The following is a 21,474-nucleotide window of genomic DNA, read 5'->3' as shown; positions in this document are numbered from 1 at the left end:
TGCGTTTATTGTTGTGATCGAGGTAAGGAGCCAGATTCTTTCAGTCGCTCCACAAAGGGAATATCAGCCGGCGCAAACTCATATTGGTTCAGTTCGTCGACCGTCACCCAACGACAATCGGCATGGGCCAACAATTGGGGCTCTCCCTGTATCCACGTTGCCCAGTAGGCCAGCAGGCGGACAGTCCCTTTCGGATAGGTGTACAGACTCTCACCGAAAAAGTCGCCCACGGCGATGTCCATCTGAAATTCCTCTATCATCTCCCGGCGGAGGGATGCTTCCGGACTTTCCCCCGCTTCGATTTTCCCGCCGGGAAACTCCCACTTGAACTCTAATGCATCATCGGCAGGACGTTGGGCGATAAAGATGCGCTGATCGCGCACTAATATCGCAGCGACAACGTGAACCACAACCATTCCTCATTTCAGATGCAATCCCGCAACTTCGATTTGCACTTTTCGCTTCAGCCTGGCAACACAATCCCCTCCCTACAGGTGATCATGCTGCCGTAATCGTCTTTCTAGACCTGTAAACCAATGCCACCGGCAAGGAAACAACTAACCCCCCGAAAGCATCACATCATGGAGGGCCGCATTGGAGAAGACCAGGTCAAAATCGTAGGACTTGTCGATAACATACATGATACGACTTGTCTCGAATCCCTCATCATACGTTGAACATTTTTACCGACTGGTCCAATTCGACAGACATGCCAGCCATTTGTTGGGCGGCAAAGGTCACCGACTCGGCTGTAGCAGCCTGCTCCTCCGTGGCCGCGGCCACGTCTTCGAGGCTTTTGGCCGATTCACGGTCGATCTTCGTCACCTGATCCATTGAATCCACCATGGTGACGGCGCCTTCATTGATCTCGCCGATCACGGCAGCGGCGTCCTTCACTTGCTGGGATAACAGATGCACGGCGTCGACGATTTCGTGAAAAGCGCCGCCAGCCTTGTTCACCATGACGATTCCTTCCTGAACCGCAACCGTTCCGTCTTGCGTCGACTCGACCGCGTTGGCCGTTTCCCCTTGTATTTCACCGACCAACTGACTGATTCGCCCCGCCGCTTGTCCCGATTGCTCCGCCAATTTACGGACCTCATCGGCAACAACGGCAAAGCCCCGACCGTTTTCCCCCGCCCTGGCTGCTTCGATGGCGGCGTTTAAGGCCAACAGGTTGGTCTGATCGGCAATGCTGGTGATCAGGGACACGATTTGGCCGATTTCTTTTGATTTATCGCCAAGCGCGTTGACCACGCCGGCTATGCTATTTACCTTTTCATCGATCCGGTTAATTTGCTGAATCGCTGCTTTGACGGCCTCATTGCCGCCGTTTGCCTGGTCCAACGTTTTTTCCGCAGCGCCGGCGATAGACACCATAGTGCCGCTGACCGTCCCGATCTGCGCCGAGATTTCGGCGACCGTCTGGTTATTGAGGTTGATGTTTGCCGCCTGTTGATCGATGCCGCTGGAGATCTGTTGAATCGACGCGCTGATCGTCTCCGCCGCTTTTCCGCTCTGCTCCGCTCCGCTGCGGAGGCTCTCCGCGGACGTATGCACATCTTTGGCGCTTAGGCTGATCTTGTGAACAATCGTTCGCACCGCTTCGGCCATCGTATTGATGTTGTCGGCCAACTGCCCGATCTCATCACGGGATGTCACTTTTACCGTTCCCGTAAAATCGCCGGCTGCCATCTGCTCGGAAAGTTGATGGATTTTCTTGATATTGCCGGTAATCGAGCGACTGAAGTAATAGACGACGAGGCAGACAAACAGGATAGACACAGCGGCAATGATTACGATTTTACTCATCAAGGCATTTAACGATGCCGCCAATTCTTCTTCGGGAATGATGAGGCCGACGGTCCAACCGACTTCGGGAACAACATCGTAATAAACGCGGTAGGTGGATCCCCCTTCTCGAAAGACACCGCTGCCCTGTTTCTGGGTCTCCATATCTTTGTACAGGGCGACAAGCGTGCTGTTTTCCTCCTCCGCCATTTTCACTTTCATGTTTTTCTTCTCATCGTTGGTGGAGATGTACGTCCCGTGCTTGTCCAACAAGAAGGCCCAGCCCTGTTCCCCGACCTTGGTTTCTCTCATCAGTTTTTGCAAACTGGTCAGATCAATGTCGGCTGTCGTAACACCCATGAACCGCTTCTGCTTGTCGTAAAAGGGGGCCGTCGTCGTCACCATGACCACGCCGGTCACAGAATCAGCGTAGGGATCGCTCCACACGTACCTCAGCTTGGTGTTGGCGCCGCTTTTATACCAATCATACTGGAAGTAGTCATATGTATCATTGCTGTAATCCCAGGTGGGGACAATCTTGTCCTTATTCCGATAAGCATAGGGTCCAAAATACTTCAGGCCCGGCTTGTACCGGTTCGGCTCAAAAAAGACGCCTAATCCAAAGGTCTCCTCGTTGGTCGTCACCGTGTTGATCATTTGTTGTTCATATAAGTCCTTGCTGAGTGTCTCACCGTACGCTTCCACATTGCGGGCTGTAACATCGGCGAGTTTCGCGTGGGCCGTCAAGCGGGCGCCGATGTCCCGGATGACATAGTTGCGTTGCTGACTCATTTCGTCGTCTACGCCTCGGTGGATGATCTGCTTGGCGTAGTAAAAACTGACTGATGATAAAGCCACCAAGGCGACGATGGTTAACGGCAGGATCGATAGGATCGTTCTGGCCGCAATACTGTTGAATGAGAAGAAGCTTTTTTGTGACATTGAATGTCCTCCCTTAAGTAAGTTATTGTTCTGTCAAGTGCGGAGGGTCAAAAAAAGACTTGTCGAATCGATCCATTGGAAACCATCGATCCGCAGGCGTTTCATTTCGACTTTTTCGACTTTATTCGCCATAATGTAATTATAACAAGAATTGAGTAAATAACAGTTATTTTTTAGTTAATCCGGTTGCCCGACCGCCCTCGTTCTCGCAGAAATTCGGCTGTATCCCGTAGAAGATATGATACACTGACACTGATAGACAATTCTTCTGAATACACACTTCCCCTATCATAAAAGGGCACATTTTGGCAGAGAGGATGAGAGATCATGAAAAAACCCCTTTTGCTCACCGCTGCTGCGCTGCTGACGCTCACTGTCGCACAGGTCACTGCCAACGCCGGCACCACCGCCTACGCTAGTGTCACATCCCTCCCCGGTAACGCCGCCTACGCCAGCGCCAGCGCCACCGCAGGCGACGCCGCCACCGCCGGCAACACCGCCGCCGTCTCCATCACCCTCAACGGCACGCTCCTCCCCTTCTCCGGCCGGATCGTAGAGGAACGAACCCTCGTCCCCCTGCGGGGCGTCAGTGAGGCGCTGGGGCTCGAACCTGCCTGGAAGGCTGAAAACCAGATGGTGACACTCAACGGCCCCAGCCGGACGATCACCATGCAGGTGGACGACTACAAGGCGACCGTCGGCGACCATCGCGTCTCATTGGACTCGCCGCCGCAACTCATCGGCGACGCAGTCTATGTGCCCCTTCGCTTCGTCTCCGAAAACCTTTCCGTCAAGGTCGCCTGGGACGCGGCGGCCAAGACGGTGAATCTCAGCCGGATCACAGAAAATGCCGTCACCTTCAAAACGGTCAAAGAGTATTCAGAAGATGAAAAGATGATCATCGATATTCAATATCCGCAGATCGACGGCATGAAGGACGCTGCCGCTCAGGAGCGGATCAACCGCCAGATCCGTGAACAGGTGACCCAGTTCAAACAGGCGACCCTGGCCGAAGCCGAAGAGTGCCATGCCCAATTCGCGGAAGCGGGGCTTCCCCCGCGCGTCTTTTCTGTCGTCAGCAACTATGAAGTCAAATACAACGCCAACAACCTGGTCAGCCTCCGCTTCATCGATTACAACTACCTGGGCGGCGCCCACGGCATGTCCTACGCCTCTTCCCTCACCTTCGACACTACTGACGGCAAAGTCTACGAACTGAAGGATCTCTTCGCCTCATCGGACTACATCGACCGCATCAGCGGGCAGGTGAAGCAGCAGATCAAGGACAGGGACATCTACCTGTTTTCGCCCTTCACTTCAATCGACGCCAAGCAGCCCTTTTACCTGCGTCCCGACGGAATCGTCGTCTACTACCAACTGTACGAACTGACCGCCTACGCCTATGGGTTTCCTGAGTTTACAATCCCCTACAGCCAATTGTCCGACCTGTTGACCGTCCCGCTCCGATAGCCGCTGCCTCCAGGCGAAGGTAAAAAAACGTGGCGAACAAGTCAAAACCCCCGACGACACTTCGATTTGCGGCGTGTCATCGGGGGTTTTTTATCATGCGAGGTTCAGGATGCATGTGCTTTACTTCCAAGCGGATACATTGATCCGCTGGAAGCGATCCAGGTAGGCGCCATCGGGCTGCTTCGCCCGTTCCAGCACCTGGGTGATGACCCTATCGCGAAAAGCCGGCTTCTGATCATCCGGCGTTCCACGAGCGCCCTGCAACATCCATTTTACGGAAAAAGCGCCAAGGGAGAACATTTTGTGAATCTGAACGAAGCAACAGCAAAGTTGTAACAAAACTGTCACTTGTCTGTCAATCTATTGCAACTTTTCCGTGAGATAATAGGGCAAACATTTTCATGAAGAAGGATGTGTTTCCAATGAAAGGCTTAAAAAGGATCGTCATTCCCGTCGCAGCGATGTTCATGCTGTCCCTTCTCTCCGGGTGCGCCGCAACGCCCACTGGCACCCTCCCCACTCAACCTGCCGCACAGGAAGCCCCATCATCGGACAATGGGAACGCAGGTTTTGGCAAAAACGACCTGCAGAACCCTCAAGGCCAGGGAAAAGGGCGAGGCAACGGGTCTGGCAACGGGCAGGGGCAACGGAATGGCGCCGGTCAAGGGCAGGGAACGAGTCAAGGCCAGGGTGCGGCCCAGGGCCAAGGTGCTGAACAAGGCCAAAGCGCCGGCCAAGGGCCAGGCTCGGGCCGGGGGCAGGGTCAAGGCCAGGGTCAGGGGCAAGGGCAGGTCACTCCTCCCCCCTGGCAAGGCACAGGCAAAACGTTGACGCCGGAGCAGCGGGAACAGTGGCAAGCGGGCAGAGAAGAGAGACAGAAAGCGTGGCGGGAACAGCAACTGAATTCTCCTGACTAACCCCCAAAAATCGCCACCCACTGATTCATGACTGCAAACCGGCTGCCATCCCACTTGAGCGCGGTCAGCACATAGCCGATCCTGTCCGCATTGTACCGTCCGGCAATCCCTTGAAAGGCCAGCAACTCGTAGACACCGTTGCGGTCAAAGTCAACCGGATACAGGCCGCTGATCCCGACCACAAACCCTTCGATCGGCGCCTTCAGCGTGCCGTCAGGATTATAGATTTCAGCGAGGTATTCGGGACCTTTATACCGGATGTCAATCGTAAACGTTTTTTGCAGGCTTTTGCTGACCACATCCACCTTGTACATGTCCCGGTAATTCACGTCATATTGAAAAAACTGATTGAACTGCTCATCGTCAAACAGGAGCCGCGGACGGTTGTTTAGAAAAGAATAGATATATTCAAAGGTCAGCGCGCCGGAGCCTCCCGAATCGATGCTCACCTGGATATCCATGACACCGTCTCCGGTAAAGTCGCCCAAGAACAGTGTCGGGTTGTAACCGGCGTTGGTCCGCAAGGGAATGGGATACGTCCCCATCGTCCGCCCGTCTTGGATCATCAAAGTGATTCTGTCGACAAAGGGGCTCTGGGGATCAGGTCTGTGGCCGGTGAGGTAGACCCGATCAGGGATCCGATCGCCATTGACGTCTCCAAACCGAACGTCCAGGATGATGCCCGGCATGGGCTGAACCTCTGTCGCTGAAAAGAAATCCGCGTAATCCATGATACTCCCTCCACGCGCGCTGATGGAGTATCCTATGAACCGAAGGATTGCCCCGCGCCCCCGAAAGAAAGCATCCCCGAATCCGATAACATCAAGCTAATATTCCTGGCATTGTCCTCATTATGATTCGTAATCACCTGGTTGGAAACACAAAATCACCCGCCGAGAATCCGGCGGGTGATCGTGCCATTACACCTGATGAATGCAGGCGACAGGACAGGCATCGGCGCAAGCGCCACAGTCGATGCAGGCGCTCTCGTCAATCACGCGCTTTCCATCTTCCTTCTCCGAGATGCAGGAAACCGGGCAACCGCCTTCACAGGCGCCGCAGGCGATGCAGTCATCAGCGCTGATCCGATAAGCCATCGGACTCACACTCCTTTCATTGTGTTTGGGAGAGCAATTACTTACTTCGCCGCTTATGTTCGGTTTCCTCTTGTGAAAACGTGGCATTCGTCGATATCTACTGTGATTAAGCATGAAAGTATTGAAATTACCAGTCATCATATGGTAAAATACTACAAAGTTTCTTATTAATCATCCATTTGCTGTCTTATGGTCATGCGCTGTCGTATAACCATACTATCTAACGGTGATGTTCTTTCAGGCACACCTGCTGTTACATATCAAGAACGCAGTATACTATTCTTGCACCGAAAGGCGTAGTGCTTCGCTACGCCTTGTTTTTTTCAGAGAGAGCGAGGTAACAAACCCATGTCATCCGGCGATAGCTATCAGCGGATCCGGGAACAATTTTACGCCAATCCCCGGCTGCGCCTTTTCTTCAAATCCTGTGAGGTCGGTGAACGGCTGATGATCATCCATCGCCTCAAGGACCGGCGCGTGATTGACGTGAATAAACGGTTTGAGGAGGTCTTCGGCTACCGCCGTGACGAGATTATCGGCCGCTCTTCCTTCGACCTTCGCTTATGGACTGACAGTTCCCTTGCCGAAGCGCTCTGGCAAAAGCTCAGAGACGATGAAGTCGCGCGCGACTGCGAGATGACCTACAATGCCAAAAACGGAGACATCCGTTTCGGCCTCTTTTCCGCCGTCGTCACCATGCTGGACGATGAAAAATATATTTTCGGCACGATCATGGATATTACACAACAGAAGATCGCCGAAGAGGAGTTGCTGCAAAAGCACAACCAGTTGCTGGCCATCTTTGACAGCATGGACGCCTATATCCATGTCGTCAACCCCGATGACGACCGCATCCTTTTTGTCAATAAATCCTTCACCCACAGGATCGGCGATCCGAGCGGGCGCCGGTGCTACGAAGCGACCCGCGGGGTTTCACATCGCTGCCCCGAGTGCCTCACCCAAGATAGAAAAAAGACAAACGGCCCCCATTCCTGGGAGACCTGTGACGAAAAGACCAACCGTTGGTATCATTGCACCTACAACCGGATCAAGTGGTCTGACGGTCGCTGGGTCCGCTGCATGATCAGCGTCGATATTACCGAACAAAAGAACTACCAGAAGGAAATGGCCCGTCTGGAGCGGCTCAACCTGATCGGACAGATGGCCGCCGGTTTCGGCCATGAGATCCGCAACCCGCTGACAACAGTGCGCGGCTACCTACAATACCTGAACAGCAAACCGGAGAACGGTCACCTAACACAATACTTCAACCTGATGATCGAGGAACTGGATAGGGCCAACCAGATCGTCACCGAATTTTTGTCCCTGCGCAAGCAGGGCGATCTCCCGCTCGCCCATCACGATATCAACGCCATCATCCAAAACCTCTATCCGCTGATTCAATCGGACGCCTTCACGATGAACATGCAACTGCGTCTCGAACTGGCCGATGATCTGCCGCCGCTGGCCCTGGATGAAAAGGAGATCCGCCAACTGTTGCTCAATCTGACCCGTAACGGCTTAGAAGCGATGGCGCCAGGGGGAGAACTGGCGATCCGAACGGAGCGCGAGGATGACAAGGTCATCCTATCTATCCGCGATGAAGGAAGCGGAATGGCGCAAGATGTGCTCGACAATTTGGGCATCCCTTTTTTCACGACGAAAGATTACGGCACCGGCCTGGGGCTCGCCGTCTGCTACCGCATTGCCGCAAGACACAATGCCGCCATCGATGTAAAGTCAAGCCCCCTGGGAAGCACCTTCATGGTTCGATTCAAGATCGCATTGGCAGAAAACGCTTGAAAGTTCTTTCAATCGATCACAAATACCTGATTCAACTTTGTGATCGCCAAGGCCTCACGGACAATGCCCTGCGGGTTTTGAATGCGCACGTTGCCGCCGTGGCTGTGGGTGCGTTTCAGCACCGACACCAATGAACCGAGGGCCAGGCTGTCGATGAGGTCGACACCGCTCATGTCGATCGTGACGAAGTGCCTTCCCTCGTCGATCAGTTGTAAGACTTCATTTTTAAATTGGATGGCGGTCATAAACGTAAAGTTTCCCTCTAATTGGACATTCACGGTATGACCTTCAAAATCAAAATGATATGCCATATCCCACCCCTGCGCCTTATCGTTTACTCATTGTGATATTCATATATTACCATATCGCATTGTCAGAATATACCGAAGTAAATCCTTTGGAGACAGTTATTTTTATTACTACCGGAGGACTCGCCGGAAACCAGCCAGCGTATCCCTCCATCGGCTTTCCCGCCATTCGCTATAGCAAACTCCGCCCAGGCTGCCTGATGCATGGAGAAACCGCCTCTCCCCGGCCACCATGCCCACATGATCCAACTGCGGCGGGTGGCTGGAGAAGAAGATGAGATCACCGGGACAGGCATCGCCTTCCGCAATTGCCGCTGTGGCCGCCCACTGGTCCTGGGCGTCCCGTGGCAGCCCAAACCCCAGGGTCCAAAAGGCGATGAAAACGAGGCCGGAGCAGTCGATGCCCGGCCAGCCCATACCGCCCCAGAGGTAAGGGCGACCGGAAAACTTAGCGGCGAGATGAAGGGCTTCTTCCGCTTGTTGGCGGTTGCATTGGTCCTGGCAAAGGCGAACCGCATCTTCAGGCGCCCAGCAGAGGGCGCCGTCAGAAAGGGAGCCCCCGGGCAACCGCAGCGCCACTTCTCCCCCTCTTCTTTCGAGCAGGGGAAAACGGGCCCCCATGGGAAGCCACAATTCACCCTCTGCGAGTGAAAGACCGCTTTCGGAATCGGGGAGATGACAGTGGGCGCACCCGCTTTGACGGAGCTTTACAACTGGCTCGACGATGACCACCCATGGTTCACGCAACGTTTCAAGCAACGGTTCATGCCGAAGGAACTGAATAAGACTCAGGTCTTCCGCCTGCATCCAGCCCTCGTACCCCTTCTGGTCGGGAAGGCGAACCTTGCGCCATCCCGGCTGGTATTGCTCCTGTTCCAAACACTCCACCGCGCTGCCCAGCCATCCTTGGGTCACCCGCTCCCGTCCCTCGGCCCAGTCGCTCCAGACATCGGCGAGGGGACGGCAAATCCTGGTTAGCCACGTCTGCGCAGGTGTCATCGTCATTGCTTCTCTCCCTCTTTTCCTCGATTCCTTGTCTGGCTCCCAACACCATTATCGTTACCCTATGATCCTACCCTTTCCCTGAGACTGGCGATATTTCCCTCGTTGAAGGGATTGGCAAATCATTGTCAAAAAATGTTGGAAAAAAGAGTCATTGCTTCCGGCTGACCCTTGTTTTTCACCAGGATGGAGGAGATCTTTGTCATGTCCCTGGGCACCCCTGTTGTCAATGAAGGAAGAAACAGCCTATTGAACTACGCACAACTCCTGGATCAGGCCGTCGCGACGCTGAACGATGATACGATTGGGCTAGAACAAAAAATCATAAGATGCAACGATAAATATAAAAAGCTCCACGACATACTTATATCCCTGGATACAGCAACGATGAGCGAAATCGCAGAAATCACCGAAGATGCGTTAACGACCAGTGATCCATTGCTATGGCTTTTCAACCAATCATTTTTGCTCGATGCAACAAAAGACAAGTCGTACTTGGATCGAATGTATTTGGTCGCCGAATCTCTCGATGTCCCCTTCCATCTTCGGCATTTTCTCTACTGGCAAATCGCCAGAAAACAGTTTATCCACCCCTACCTGTGCGGCGTTGACGAAGACTACCGTTTTCGCAGGCTCCATTCAAGCATATTGGAACATTTGGAAAAGATGATTCCGGACACCTTCGATTGGATCCCAGCAGAAAAGAGAAACAAAGACATTGTTGTTCTAATAACGAATCAACTATTGGGACCAGGTCATGGACCCACCCAAACCGTTTTAGACCGAATTTCCGTACTCCAGAAAAAACTGAACAAAAAGGTCTTTCTTATCAATTCGGCCGAGATGCCGACGAAGATGCTGATGCCCGTGTATAATCCCTTAATCGCTTCCTACATCGACAAACATAAGGGCGCCAGCGAATTCCATCATGAGGACATTGCTTTTCCCTGTTACCAGTGCGATAGTACGATGCCGAACGTTGCTGAGATCATTCGGATCCTGGAATTTGTGGCAGATAATCGCCCATCCTTCGTTTTTTCGATCGGAGGAAATAACTTTACCGCTGATATATGCAGGAAAATCGTCCCCGTCGCAACCCAGGCCTGTGTCAACAGCATTCCTGTCACAGAGGGGCAACTGCTCGTCTTATGGCGTTCCCTCCATGAGAGCGATCAAACGATTTTAGAGAAATGTCAAATTCACAGGGATAGAATCATAGAAAGTTGCTTTACCTATTCCATACCGTCCCAAAAAACAGGGCTCTCCAGAAGGGATTTGGGGCTTCCCGAAGGCGATTATGTCCTCGCCGTCGTCGGTGTTCGTCTGGGTGAAGAGATGACTCCGGAGTTTACAGGACAATTATCCGCCTTTCTCGATGCCAATCCCCACGTCTTTGTGGCCTTCGCCGGGCGATTTGAGGGCTACGAACAATTCCGTTTGGCCCATGACAGTCTCCAGCGGCAGACGGCTTTTGTGGGATTTCAAAAAGATATTCTCGCCTTTTATTCCCTTTGCGACGGTTTTTTGAATCCCATTCGCACAGGCGGAGGCGCTTCGGCCGTTGAGGCGCTTCATCAGGGACTTCCCGTATTTACCTTTCCCATCGGTGATGTGGCGCAGAACGCCGGAACACGGTATCACATTCGCGATTTTGCTCAGATCGAAGAATTTATAAAAAGATGGACCCACGACCCTGAATTCAGAAAAGAAGAAGGGCGCATCGCCAGAGAGCGTGCGGCATTTTTGACTGATACCAGCAGCGCTCTTTCCGACATGATTCGTTGCGTCGAATCTTCCCCCCATTACTTGTGATCAGTACGACGATTATGATTCGTACAATGAAAAAAGGTCGTTTCTCGAGTTGACCTCGAAGAGACGACCTTTTTTAGTCTTTCACTATTCATAATAGGATGGAGCGAATTGTATAGTTCGCCCTTTACCGCGACGGCGCCGGCAGCAGTTCCATCAGCCAGTGGAAGAAGTCGCTTACGCGCAGGTTGGGCAGGTCATGATCAGTGCCGGCCAGCACGGCGGGAACGATGGAGTCGCTCTCATGGAGCGATCCGTGGCTGCCGCCGCCGGGGTAGATGGGCGAGTCATCGGCGTAAAACTCAAAGCCGGGACGGGCGGAGAGGAGCACCCGGGGCGTCACCTGGCTTTCCAAGGCCGAGGCGATGCGGGAGAAAGCGTCCGGGTATTCGCCAAAGTGGAGGATACCGTTGCGGACCTCGCCGTCCACAACGGATAGATCGCCGTTGAAATTCCAATGGACGCCGAAGGTATCTTTATAGGTTTCTTCGCGCCAGAAGGTGAGGGATTTGCGCGAACCGCCCTGAATGACGCGGATGCGTTCCCCTTCCCGCCACATGATCTGAGCGATGCGCTCATCACCGGACAAGGTGTCGACGACACCCGGCAGCACCGACTCCTGGTTGCGCAGAACATAGACGATGGCCATCCGTTCGTTGGGACAGATGGTGATGTCGTAGCGCCGCGCCGCGCCCCAGGAGAGCATCTCCATCCGCCGGAATTGGGCGAGCATCTTGTCAAGCAGCACTGTCGTGTGATTGGGGCCGACGGGGCACTGGGAATGGTCGCCGGCGACCAGGAAGGCGTTTTCCTCCAAGGCATGTTCCCAGGAGGGGAAGGCGTTGAGCACCGTCTGGATCATCCGGTCGGCCTTGCGGACACAGGGATGGGCGTTGAGGGGTCCCATCCGGTGGGAGTAGCCGTCATTGTCGGGCAGGTAGACCATCATAAAGTCAGGCTGCTTTCCCCGGCGGATCAACTCCGATGCAGCCAGGCACGAGTAGCGGTCATTGAAGCCAAACTTGTTGAAGGGGCCGGCGGGACCGCGAAAGCCTTGCAGGCTCGGTGAGAGACAGCACTCACCGAGGACCAGGTTCTCAGGGCCGAAGACGGGACCGCGCAAGCGCAGCCATGCGGCTAGGCGGATCAGCAGCGGCAGGTGCGGCTCCCTTTTTTTGCGCCCCCGGTAGATGAAGAAATTGATGTTGCCTGACGTGTACCCCCGGTCTTCCAGGATCTCATGGAAGGTCTCGATGCGGGGGTTGATATGTTCCTGGTTGAGGTTGTAGAGCAGGTTTTTGACGGTCTGAAAGACGCCCAATTTGAGGATGGCCCCCGGCGTGGCGCCGTAGTTGACGAGCCGCTGGCTCATCTCGGAAAACCAAATGAAACCGGGAACCTTGTGCTTGTCCGCATAGGCCCCGGTGGCGATTGAACTCAAGGCGGTGGGGGTCATGGTCGGAAAAGCCGAGACGACCCGCGAGTGGCTGATGCCCTTTTTGCGCAAAAAAGCGAGGACAGGCGCGGAACCGTCCTGGGTCACATCATCGAATACCTTCGGATGCAAGGAATCGATGATAAACATGATCACTTTCTTCCGGCGCACTGCTCCCCACCTCCTGCTGCATTGAAAAGGGCAAACGAGATTGGTTATCGGTGAGACACACAGCTATATGATATCCGAAAAGAACGCTGTCGTAAATGGGAAGGTGATTTGTCGAAAGAATCTGGGGGCTTGTGACGGTGGCTCGAATGACAAAGAATAACGCTGCCTTGACAGGAAAGTCACCCGGTCAAATGTTAATGAGCGGCGCCGATCAGTTCGTTGACGTCTCGCACGCCTTCGCGATCGCAATACTCCTCGATCCCGTCGAGGATGTCCAAGGTGGCCCGGGGATTGGTGAAGTTGGCCGTCCCCACGGCGATGGCCGTTGCGCCGGCCAGCATAAAGGCGATGGCGTCCTGTCCGTTCATAATACCGCCCATTCCAAGGATGGGAACATTGACGGCTTTGTACACCTGGTAGATCATGCGCAACGCCACCGGTTTCACGGCAGGACCGGAGAGGCCGCCGAAGATGTTGGCCAGCACGGGCCGGCGGGTGCGGATGTCGATGTCCATGCCCAGCAGCGTGTTGATCAGGGCCAGGGCGTCGGCGCCGGCGTCTACGACAGCCCGGGCCATCTCGGTGATGTCGGTCACATTGGGCGATAACTTGACGATGACGGGTTTTTGCGTGTTCTCCCGCACCGCCCGGGTCACGGCGGCGGCTGAAGCGGGCAAGGTGCCGAACTGGATGCCCCCCTGTTTGACGTTGGGGCAGGAGATGTTGACCTCCAGGGCGGCTACGCCGTCAGCCCCGTCCAGGATGGATGCCAGCCGGCCGTAGTCCTCCACGCTGTTGCCGCTGAGGTTGACGATCACCGGCGTGTCGATCTGCCGGAGCGGCGGCAGGTAGTCGCGGATAAAAGCCTCAACGCCGGGGTTTTGCAGACCGATGGCGTTGAGCATGCCCGCCGGCGTCTCGGCCATGCGCGGCGTCGGGTTCCCCTCCCGCGGCTCCAGGGTCGTCCCCTTGACAACGATCGCCCCGAGGCGGTTGAGATCGATAAAGGGCGCGAATTCGAGGCCAAAGCCGAAGGTGCCTGACGCGGTGGTGACCGGGTTTTTCATGGCCAGTCCGCCCAGGTTGACCTGCAAGTTCAGGTTACCCATTCCAGACCACCTCCCTGCTCCAGAAAACGGGGCCGTCGGTGCAGACCTTGGCATGGGTCCAGCCTTTGCCGCCCACTTTTTCATCACCGGTCTTTGTCTTGCAGACGCAGGAGAGGCAGGCGCCGAGGCCGCAGCACATGCGCTCTTCCAGAGAGACTTGGCAGAGCCAGCCCTGATCATCGGCCAGTTGAGCCACCGCCTTCAGCATGGGCTTGGGACCGCACACGTAGAGGAGCGGCAGTTTGTCGCCGGTATTGAGGTCTTTGAGCAGTTCCGTCACCCGGCCGGTCACGCCCTCTGAGCCGTCTTCCGTGGCGATGCGCACATCGACGCCCATGGCGGTGAACTCGTCAGCGGTGACGATCTGGTCGGCAGAACGGGCGCCGTAGAGCAGGATCGCTTCCGCCCCCAGGTCGCGCCAAGCCTTGGCCAGCGGCGGCAGCGGCGCGACGCCGATGCCGCCGGCGACGAAGAGGGGCAAGATTTTATCTGCATCAACAGGAGCGTCCGTCGGAATTTTTTCGGAGCCGCCGACAAAGTTTTGGGAGTCGCTAACTTCGGAGTCGCTGACAAGGTTTTTAGACCCGCCAGTTAGGTTTTCGGGCATGATCCACCCATTCCCGAGCGGTCCCCAGATCTTCAGCGATTCCCCGACGGCTAGTCGGGACAGCTTCCCTGTCCCCTGTCCAGCCACATGGTAGAGCAGCGAGAGGGTCCCCTGCTCCCCGTCAAAACCGTGGATGCTGATCGGACGGGGCAGCAGCGGGGCGACGCCGTCGCTGACGCGAACCTGGACAAACTGGCCGGGCTGACAGCGCCGGGCCAGTTCCGGCGCTGAGAGGACGAGGCGGAAAAAGCCCGGTTTCAGTTCTTCTTGAGATAAGATAGCCGCATCAGCCAGCACGGCAGAACTGTTTATAGAGGAAGTTTTTTGCACCTTCTTCACTCCCTCCGCTCTTAGGCGAGATATTCTTGCAGCGGCACCATGTCGAAGTCGCCGCCACCGTGAATGGTGCGCAAGGTCTGAAGGATGACCCGGGCCGTGTCGAGGGAGGTCAGGCAGGGGATGGAGTGTTCCACCGCCGCCCGGCGGATGCGGAAGCCGTCCCGCTCAGGCAGCTTGCCCTTGGTGAGGGTGTTGATGATCAGTTGCACCTTGTCCTCCCGGACCAGGTCGATCAGGTGGGGCGAGCCCTCGCCGATCTTGTTGACCCGCTGGGCGTTGACGCCGGCCGCTTGCAGGGCGTCGGCCGTGCCTGATGTGGCCACCAGGCTGTAGCCCAGGTCGGAGAACTCTTTTAAGAGGGGGATGGCCTCTTCCTTGTCCTTGTCGGCGATGGTGGCCAGGATGGTCCCCTTGGTCGGAATGTCCATCCCCGCCGCCACGAGGGCCTTGTAGAAGGCTTTATGGAAGTCCGCGTCGACGCCCATGACCTCGCCCGTCGATTTCATCTCGGGGCCGAGGGAGGTTTCCACGTCGAGGAGCTTGCCAAAGGAGAAGACAGGCGCCTTGACGGCCGTGTAGGCCGGGGCCGGGGCGAGTCCGCCTTGGTAGCCCTGGGCAGCCAGGGTATCGCCGAGGATGATGCGGGTGGCGATCTTGATGATGGGGATGCCCGTCACCTTGGAGAGGTAGGGCACGGTGCGGCTGGAGCGGGGGTTGACCTCGATGACGTAGATCTGCCCCTCATGCATGACATACTGGATGTTGACAACGCCCCGGACGTTGAGGTGCAAGGCCAGGCGGGTCGTGTAATCGATAATCGTGTCGGTCTGCTCTTTCGTCAGCCCCTGGGCCGGGAAGACGGCCGTCGAGTCGCCCGAGTGGACGCCGGCGCGCTCCACATGCTCCATGATCCCCGGGATGAGCACCTGCTCGCCGTCGGCGATGGCGTCGACCTCGATCTCGGTGCCGATGAGGTACTTGTCAACGAGGACCGGGTGGTCGGGGTTGACCTTGACGGCGTTGGCCATGTACGATTCCAGGTCTTCGTCGTTGTAGACGATCTCCATGGCCCGGCCGCCAAGGACGTAGGAGGGGCGGACGAGAACCGGATAGCCGATCTCGCGGGCCACTTCGAGGGCGCCCTCGACGGAGGTGGCGGTGCGGCCGGCCGGTTTGGTGATGCCCAGTTCGATCAGCACCTGGTCGAAGCGGTCCCGGTCCTCGGCCCGGTCGATATCATCGACAGAGGTGCCCATAATGTTGAACCCGGCTTTTTGCAGGGGACCGGCCAGGTTGATGGCCGTCTGGCCGCCGAACTGGACGATGACGCCCTGGGGCTTTTCCTTCGCCAGGACGTGGACGACGTCTTCCGGCAGGAGCGGTTCAAAGTAGAGGCGGTCGGCCGTGTCAAAGTCGGTGGAAACCGTCTCAGGGTTGTTGTTGATGATTACCGACTCGTAATCGGCGTCGCGGATCGCCCAGACGGAGTGGACGGAGCAGTAGTCGAACTCGATGCCCTGGCCGATGCGGATCGGGCCGGAGCCGATGACGGCGATCTTGGGCCGCGGCGTCGGCGCCGCCTCGTCTTCCTGGTCATAGGAGGAGTAGAAGTAGGGCGTTTCGGCTTCGAACTCGGCGGCGCAGGTGTCGACCATCTTGTAGACGGGCTTGATGCCGGCGTCGAAACGGTGAGCGCGCAGGTCCATCTCGGCGATGCCAGTGATGCGGAAGAGGTCGGCGTCGGCGAAGCCCATCCGCTTCGCTTTTTTCAGCAGGTCGGTGGGCAGCTTGTCCAGTCCCTGGCCGGCGAAGCGGCTCAGTTCCTGTTCCATACGGACGAGGTTGGCGATCTTGACGAGGAAGAACATATCGATTTTGGTGAGGTCGTGGAGGCGCTCAAGAGACCAGCCGCGGCGCATCGCCTCAGCGACGACGAAGAGCCTCCGGTCGTCGGCTTCGACGAGCCCTGTTTCCAGATCGGCGTCGTTCCAGTCGGCGATGTCCTTGTGCCAGAGGCCGACGACGCCCATTTCCATCGAGCGAATGGCCTTCATCAACGCAGGTTCGAAGGCGCGGTCGATAGCCATGACCTCGCCGGTGGCTTTCATCTGGGTGCCCAGGGTGCGCTTGGCGTCGGCGAACTTGTCGAAGGGCCAGCGGGGGATCTTAAGGACGCAGTAGTCGAGGGCCGGCTCGAAGCAGGCGTAGGTCTTGCCGGTGACGGCGTTTTTGATCTCGTCGAGGGTCTTGCCGATGGCGATCTTGGCGGCCACTTTGGCGATGGGGTAGCCGGTTGCCTTGGAAGCCAGCGCCGACGAGCGGCTGACGCGCGGGTTGACCTCGATGACGATGTATTCGTAGGACTTGGGGTTCAAGGCGTACTGGACGTTACAGCCGCCTTCGATGCCCAGGGCGCGGATGATCTTCAAGGAAGCCGCCCGCAGCATCTGGTACTCCTTGTCCGAGAGGGTCTGCGAGGGGGCGACGACGATGGAGTCGCCTGTATGGATGCCGACAGGGTCGATGTTTTCCATGTTGCAGATGGTGATGCAGTTGTTGGCGCCGTCGCGGATAACCTCGTACTCGATCTCCTTCCAGCCGGCGACGCTGCGCTCGACAAGGATCTGGTGGATGGCCGAGTGCTTGAGGCCCTTGATGGCGAAGGTCTTCAAGGACTCCATGTCGGTGGCGATGCCGCCGCCGGTGCCGCCGAGGGTGTAGGCGGGGCGGATGATCAGCGGGAAGCCGACTTTTTCGCCGAAGGCCAGGGCGTCCTCGACCGACTCGACGATGGTCGATTCGGGCACGGGCTCGCCGATCTGCTCCATCATGTCCTTGAACAGTTCCCGGTCCTCGGCCTTTTCAATAGCCGACAGGGGCGTACCGAGGAGGCGGACGCCCAATTCGTCGAGGACGCCGCTCTTGGCGAGGGAACGGGCGATGTTGAGGCCCACCTGGCCGCCGAGGGTCGGCAGCAGGCCGTCCGGCCGCTCCTTGCGCAGGATGCGGGTGACGAATTCCGGCGTCAGGGGCTCAATGTAGACCCGGTCGGCGATGTTGGCGTCGGTCATGATCGTGGCCGGGTTGGAGTTCACCAGGATGACTTCCATTCCTTCTTCTCTGAGGGCGCCGCAAGCCTGGGTGCCGGCGTAGTCAAACTCGGCCGCCTGGCCGATGACGATGGGGCCGGAACCGATGACCATGACCCGGCGCAGTGTGGGATCCTTCGGCATGCTTAGGCCCTCCCTTCCGTTTGCTTTATGAGGTCGATGAACCGGTCAAAGAGGTAGCCCGAATCGTCGGGACCGGGGCACGCCTCGGGGTGGTACTGAACGGAAAAGGCGGGGATATCGGTAAAAGCGAGGCCCTCGACAGAGCCGTCATTCATGTTGATATGGGAGACGGCCACACCGGCGGGGACGCTGTCGCCGTCGATGACGAAACCGTGGTTCTGGCTGGTGATGTAGACGCGGCCTGTTGCCAGGTCCTTGACGGGGTGGTTGGAGCCGCGGTGGCCGAAGGGCAGCTTATAGGCTTTCGCGCCCACGGCCAGGCCGATGATCTGGTGGCCCAGGCAGATGCCGAAGAGCGGCTTTTTGCCGAGCAGTTCCTTGACCGCCTCGACGGCGTAGGGCACGTCCCGGGGGTCCCCCGGTCCGTTGGAGAGCATGATCCCGTCCGGGTTGAGGGCGAGGACCTCGGCGGCCGTCGTGCGGGCCGGCAGGATCGTCACCTTGCAGCCGCGCAGGTGCAGCGACCGGGCGATGTTGTCCTTGGCGCCGTAGTCAAGAAGGGCCACATGAAAGCCGTCATTTTCCATGACGTTGCGTTCCTTCACCGTCACCTCATCGACGAGGGGCTGGCCGGAGATGTGAGGCGCCTGCTGGGCCTGGAGGGCCAGCGCTGCCGTGTCGACATCACCGGTGGCGATGATGCCGCGCATCGTGCCGTGGCTGCGCAGGCGCCGGGTGAGGGCGCGCGTGTCCACGCCGGCGAGTCCGACGACGCCGGCATTTTTGAGGTATTCGTTGATGGTGTCCCGGCTGCGCCAGTTGGAGGGGATCTCCGCCCATTCGCGGACGATGAAGCCACGCAAAAAGGGCTGGCGCGATTCAAAGTCCTCTTCGTTGATGCCGTAGTTGCCGATCAGCGGGTAGGTCATGACGACGATCTGCCCGCAGTAGGAGGGGTCGGTGAGCAGTTCCTGATAACCGGTCATGCCCGTATTAAAAACGACCTCGCCGGGTCGCTGCCCCGTTGCGCCAAACGCCTCGCCTTCCCAGACAGAGCCGTCCTCCAGGATGAGATAACCCTTTTCCATAAAAACCTCCTGTATTGCCGCCGCGTTGGCGTAAGGCCGGTGAGGCCGGCCCGGTGAAGTGTAGTGTTTAACCGATCACTTGGCGGTCCCGCATGACCACGCGCCCGCCGACGATCGTCGCCACCGGCCAGGAGCGCAGGGTCTGGCCGACAAAGGGCGTGTTCTTCCCTTTCGACTGCCAGTTCTCCAGGGTGACCGTTTCGGTGTATTCAGGGTCGATGATGGTCACATCAGCCGCCGCGCCCGTCGAGAGGGTGCCGCCAGGCAGGCCGAGGCGCTTGGCCGGGGCCACCGTCATGGCGGCTACGAAGGACGGCAGGGTCATCACGCCCGGTTCGACCAGTTCGCGCCAGAAGAGCGGCCAAGCCGTCTCCAGGCCCGAGATGCCGAAGGGGGCGTAGTTGTATTCGCAGGCCTTTTCTTCGGCCGTATGAGGCGCATGGTCTGTGGCCAGGATGGTCAGGGTGCCGTCGTTCAGGGCCGAGCGAAGGGCCTCGCGGTCCTTGTCGGTCCGCAACGGCGGGTTGACCTTCGTCGCCGTGTTGAAGCCTTCCACATCGGCGTCGGTGAGGGCCAGGTGATGGGGGCAGACCTCGCCGGTCACGTTGACGCCGCGCCACTGGGCCTGGCGGATCAGTTCCACCGAGCGGGCCGTCGAGACGTGGGCGATGTGCAGCTTGGCGCCGACACTCTCGGCCAGGAGGATGTCACGGGCGACCATGATCGCCTCGGCCGCCGCCGGGATGCCGCGCAGGCCGAGCACCGTTGACCAGTAGCCTTCGTGCATAACGCCGTCTTTCGCCAGTTCCGGGTCTTCGCAGTGGCTGATGATCACCTTGCCGACCATCTGGGCGTATTGCAAACCCAGCCGCATGATGTCGGAGCGGGGCACCGGTTTGCCGTCGTCGGAGAAGGCCACAGCGCCGCAGGCGGCCATGTCGGCCATCTCGGCCAGTTCCTGGCCGTCCGAGCCCTTGGTGATGGCGCCGATGGGGTAGACACGGACAAGGCCCGTCGCCTTGGCCCGATTGTAGATGAACTCCACGCCCGTCTGGGAATCGCAGACCGGTTTCGTGTTCGGCATGGCGCAGACGGCGGTGAAGCCGCCGCGGGCCGCCGCCCGGGTGCCTGTAGCGATGGTCTCTTTCGCCTCCAGGCCCGGCTCTCTCAGGTGGCAGTGGATATCGATCAGGCCGGGGACGACCAGTTTGCCTGCCGCGTCGATGACCTCGTCCGCTGCGGTGATCGCGCCCGCGAAATCATCGATGCCGGCGATGACGCCCTCTTCGATTTTGATGTCAGCGATTTTATTGATGCCGTTGGCCGGGTCGATGACCCGCCCGCCTTTAATGTACAGCGCCACTGCCGCTTCCTCCCATCATCAGGTACAGTATGGCCATGCGCACAGCCACCCCGTTGGTCACCTGCTCCTCAATGGCCGCGAAATCGGCGTCAGCCACATCGTCGGCGATTTCGACGCCCCGGTTCATCGGTCCCGGATGGAGCACGAGCACATCTGATTTGCAGCGCTTGAGCCGCTCCTGGTTGAGGCCGAATTGGCGGGCATACTCGCGGATCGTCGGGAAGAGCCCCTTCTTCTGCCGCTCCAGTTGCAGGCGCAGCACGTTGACCACATCAGCGCCTTCGAGAGCCTCCTCGATGCACGTGAAGGCCTGTACCCCGGTGGCCGCCAGTTCCGGCGGCAGCAGGGTCGAGGGTCCACAGACGCGCACCTCGGCGCCCATCGTCCGCAGTCCCCAGATGTTCGAGCGGGCCACCCGCGAGTGGAGCACATCGCCCAGGATGGTCACCGTCAGGCCTTCCAGGCGGCCTTTGCGTTCCTTGATGGTGTACATGTCGAGCAACCCTTGGGTGGGGTGCTCATGGGCGCCGTCGCCGGCGTTGATGACGCGGGCCTTCACATGCTTGGCCAGCAGATGGGGCGCCCCCGAGGCGGCGTGGCGGATGACGATGATGTCAGTGCCCATGGCGTCGAGGGTTTTGCCCGTATCGATGAGCGACTCCCCTTTGACGACAGAAGAGCTGGAGGCGGCGATGTTCACCGTGTCGGCGCTCATGAACTTGCCGGACAGTTCAAAGGAGGTGCGGGTCCGTGTGGATGCCTCGTAAAAGAGGCAGACAACGGATTTTCCGCGCAGTGTGGGGACCTTCTTGATGTCGCGACCGATGATGTCTTTCATCGGCGCCGCCGTGTCCAGAATCAGCTCGATCTCCTGCTTCGATAAGCCGCGCAAGCCCAGCAGGTCTTTGTGCTGCCATGCCATGAATGCCTCGTCCCCCTCGTCCGTAGTTGGTTGCATAGGTTGTCCGCGAAAATGTCCGCAAAAAAGCC

18 protein-coding genes are annotated in these 21,474 nt (G+C 57.8%); 3 read left to right on the top strand and 15 right to left on the bottom strand.

The genetic code is table 11. The annotated features are described in order from the left end of the window. Positions 1-5: 5 nt before the first annotated feature. Together GTO91_RS04810 and GTO91_RS04805 are read right to left on the bottom strand one after the other, a co-directional pair. Positions 6-416, bottom strand: a complete 411-nt coding sequence (locus GTO91_RS04810) for a (deoxy)nucleoside triphosphate pyrophosphohydrolase (protein ID WP_170294094.1) — start codon at positions 414-416, stop codon at positions 6-8. A gap of 250 nt (positions 417-666) precedes the next feature. After that, positions 667-2,733, bottom strand: coding sequence for a methyl-accepting chemotaxis protein (locus GTO91_RS04805; RefSeq protein WP_161255643.1), 2,067 nt, complete (start codon positions 2,731-2,733; stop codon positions 667-669). Between the two features lie 327 nt (positions 2,734-3,060). Here GTO91_RS04805 and GTO91_RS04800 point away from each other — a divergent pair, with 327 nt between their 5' ends. Next, positions 3,061-4,203 (top strand): stalk domain-containing protein, encoded by a 1,143-nt coding sequence (locus GTO91_RS04800; RefSeq protein ID WP_161255640.1) that lies wholly within the window; start codon positions 3,061-3,063, stop codon positions 4,201-4,203. Positions 4,204-4,323: 120 nt separating this feature from the next. Here the strand turns inward: GTO91_RS04800 and GTO91_RS04795 are convergent, their stop codons facing one another. The 4 genes from GTO91_RS04795 to GTO91_RS04780 form a co-directional block, all read right to left on the bottom strand. Next, the gene (locus GTO91_RS04795; RefSeq protein WP_161255638.1) at positions 4,324-4,503 is read right to left on the bottom strand and encodes a hypothetical protein; all 180 of its coding nucleotides are present in this window, start codon (positions 4,501-4,503) and stop codon (positions 4,324-4,326) included. Positions 4,504-4,748: 245 nt separating this feature from the next. Further along, positions 4,749-5,102 carry a hypothetical protein gene (locus tag GTO91_RS04790; RefSeq protein ID WP_161255635.1) on the bottom strand — a complete coding sequence of 118 codons (354 nt, stop codon included), beginning with the start codon at positions 5,100-5,102 and terminating at the stop codon, positions 4,749-4,751. Positions 5,103-5,116: 14 nt separating this feature from the next. Continuing rightward, the gene (locus GTO91_RS04785) at positions 5,117-5,851 is read right to left on the bottom strand and encodes a VCBS repeat-containing protein (RefSeq protein WP_235919117.1); all 735 of its coding nucleotides are present in this window, start codon (positions 5,849-5,851) and stop codon (positions 5,117-5,119) included. Positions 5,852-6,040: 189 nt separating this feature from the next. Further along, positions 6,041-6,217 (bottom strand): 4Fe-4S binding protein, encoded by a 177-nt coding sequence (locus tag GTO91_RS04780; protein WP_161255632.1) that lies wholly within the window; start codon positions 6,215-6,217, stop codon positions 6,041-6,043. A gap of 348 nt (positions 6,218-6,565) precedes the next feature. Here GTO91_RS04780 and GTO91_RS04775 point away from each other — a divergent pair, with 348 nt between their 5' ends. Beyond that, complete coding sequence (locus tag GTO91_RS04775; RefSeq protein ID WP_161255629.1) at positions 6,566-8,020, top strand: ATP-binding protein; 1,455 nt, start codon at positions 6,566-6,568, stop codon at positions 8,018-8,020. A gap of 8 nt (positions 8,021-8,028) precedes the next feature. Here GTO91_RS04775 and GTO91_RS04770 read toward each other — a convergent pair whose 3' ends face one another. Together GTO91_RS04770 and GTO91_RS04765 are read right to left on the bottom strand one after the other, a co-directional pair. Next, positions 8,029-8,298 carry an STAS domain-containing protein gene (locus GTO91_RS04770; protein WP_161255626.1) on the bottom strand — a complete coding sequence of 90 codons (270 nt, stop codon included), beginning with the start codon at positions 8,296-8,298 and terminating at the stop codon, positions 8,029-8,031. Positions 8,299-8,439: 141 nt separating this feature from the next. Then, positions 8,440-9,333 (bottom strand): C40 family peptidase, encoded by an 894-nt coding sequence (locus GTO91_RS04765; protein WP_161255624.1) that lies wholly within the window; start codon positions 9,331-9,333, stop codon positions 8,440-8,442. Positions 9,334-9,534: 201 nt separating this feature from the next. Here GTO91_RS04765 and GTO91_RS04760 point away from each other — a divergent pair, with 201 nt between their 5' ends. Then, on the top strand, positions 9,535-11,142 hold the full coding sequence (locus tag GTO91_RS04760; protein WP_161255621.1) for a glycosyltransferase: 1,608 nt from the start codon (positions 9,535-9,537) through the stop codon (positions 11,140-11,142). A 124-nt stretch (positions 11,143-11,266) separates the two neighbouring features. Here GTO91_RS04760 and GTO91_RS04755 read toward each other — a convergent pair whose 3' ends face one another. The 7 genes from GTO91_RS04755 to GTO91_RS04725 form a co-directional block, all read right to left on the bottom strand. Then, the gene (locus GTO91_RS04755) at positions 11,267-12,745 is read right to left on the bottom strand and encodes an alkaline phosphatase family protein (protein ID WP_161255618.1); all 1,479 of its coding nucleotides are present in this window, start codon (positions 12,743-12,745) and stop codon (positions 11,267-11,269) included. Positions 12,746-12,939: 194 nt separating this feature from the next. Continuing rightward, the gene (locus GTO91_RS04750) at positions 12,940-13,854 is read right to left on the bottom strand and encodes a dihydroorotate dehydrogenase (protein ID WP_161255615.1); all 915 of its coding nucleotides are present in this window, start codon (positions 13,852-13,854) and stop codon (positions 12,940-12,942) included. Then, positions 13,847-14,791, bottom strand: coding sequence for a dihydroorotate dehydrogenase electron transfer subunit (locus GTO91_RS04745; protein WP_161255612.1), 945 nt, complete (start codon positions 14,789-14,791; stop codon positions 13,847-13,849). The genes GTO91_RS04750 and GTO91_RS04745 overlap by 8 nt, the downstream gene beginning before the upstream one ends. Before the next feature lie 20 nt (positions 14,792-14,811). Further along, positions 14,812-18,033, bottom strand: a complete 3,222-nt coding sequence (gene carB, locus GTO91_RS04740) for a carbamoyl-phosphate synthase large subunit (protein WP_161255610.1) — start codon at positions 18,031-18,033, stop codon at positions 14,812-14,814. A 2-nt stretch (positions 18,034-18,035) separates the two neighbouring features. Further along, positions 18,036-19,121, bottom strand: a complete 1,086-nt coding sequence (gene carA, locus GTO91_RS04735; RefSeq protein ID WP_161255607.1) for a glutamine-hydrolyzing carbamoyl-phosphate synthase small subunit — start codon at positions 19,119-19,121, stop codon at positions 18,036-18,038. 67 nt (positions 19,122-19,188) lie between these two features. After that, positions 19,189-20,484 carry a dihydroorotase gene (locus GTO91_RS04730; RefSeq protein ID WP_161255604.1) on the bottom strand — a complete coding sequence of 432 codons (1,296 nt, stop codon included), beginning with the start codon at positions 20,482-20,484 and terminating at the stop codon, positions 19,189-19,191. Next, positions 20,468-21,406, bottom strand: a complete 939-nt coding sequence (locus GTO91_RS04725; RefSeq protein WP_161255601.1) for an aspartate carbamoyltransferase catalytic subunit — start codon at positions 21,404-21,406, stop codon at positions 20,468-20,470. Before GTO91_RS04725 ends, GTO91_RS04730 begins: the two co-directional genes overlap by 17 nt. Between the last annotated feature and the right edge of the window lie 68 nt (positions 21,407-21,474).

Origin of the sequence: Heliomicrobium undosum (assembly GCF_009877425.1) — a bacterium.
Classification (GTDB): domain Bacteria; phylum Bacillota; class Desulfitobacteriia; order Heliobacteriales; family Heliobacteriaceae; genus Heliomicrobium; species Heliomicrobium undosum.
Note: the sequence above shows the minus strand (reverse complement) of the source record. Positions and strands in the feature narration are given on the sequence as shown.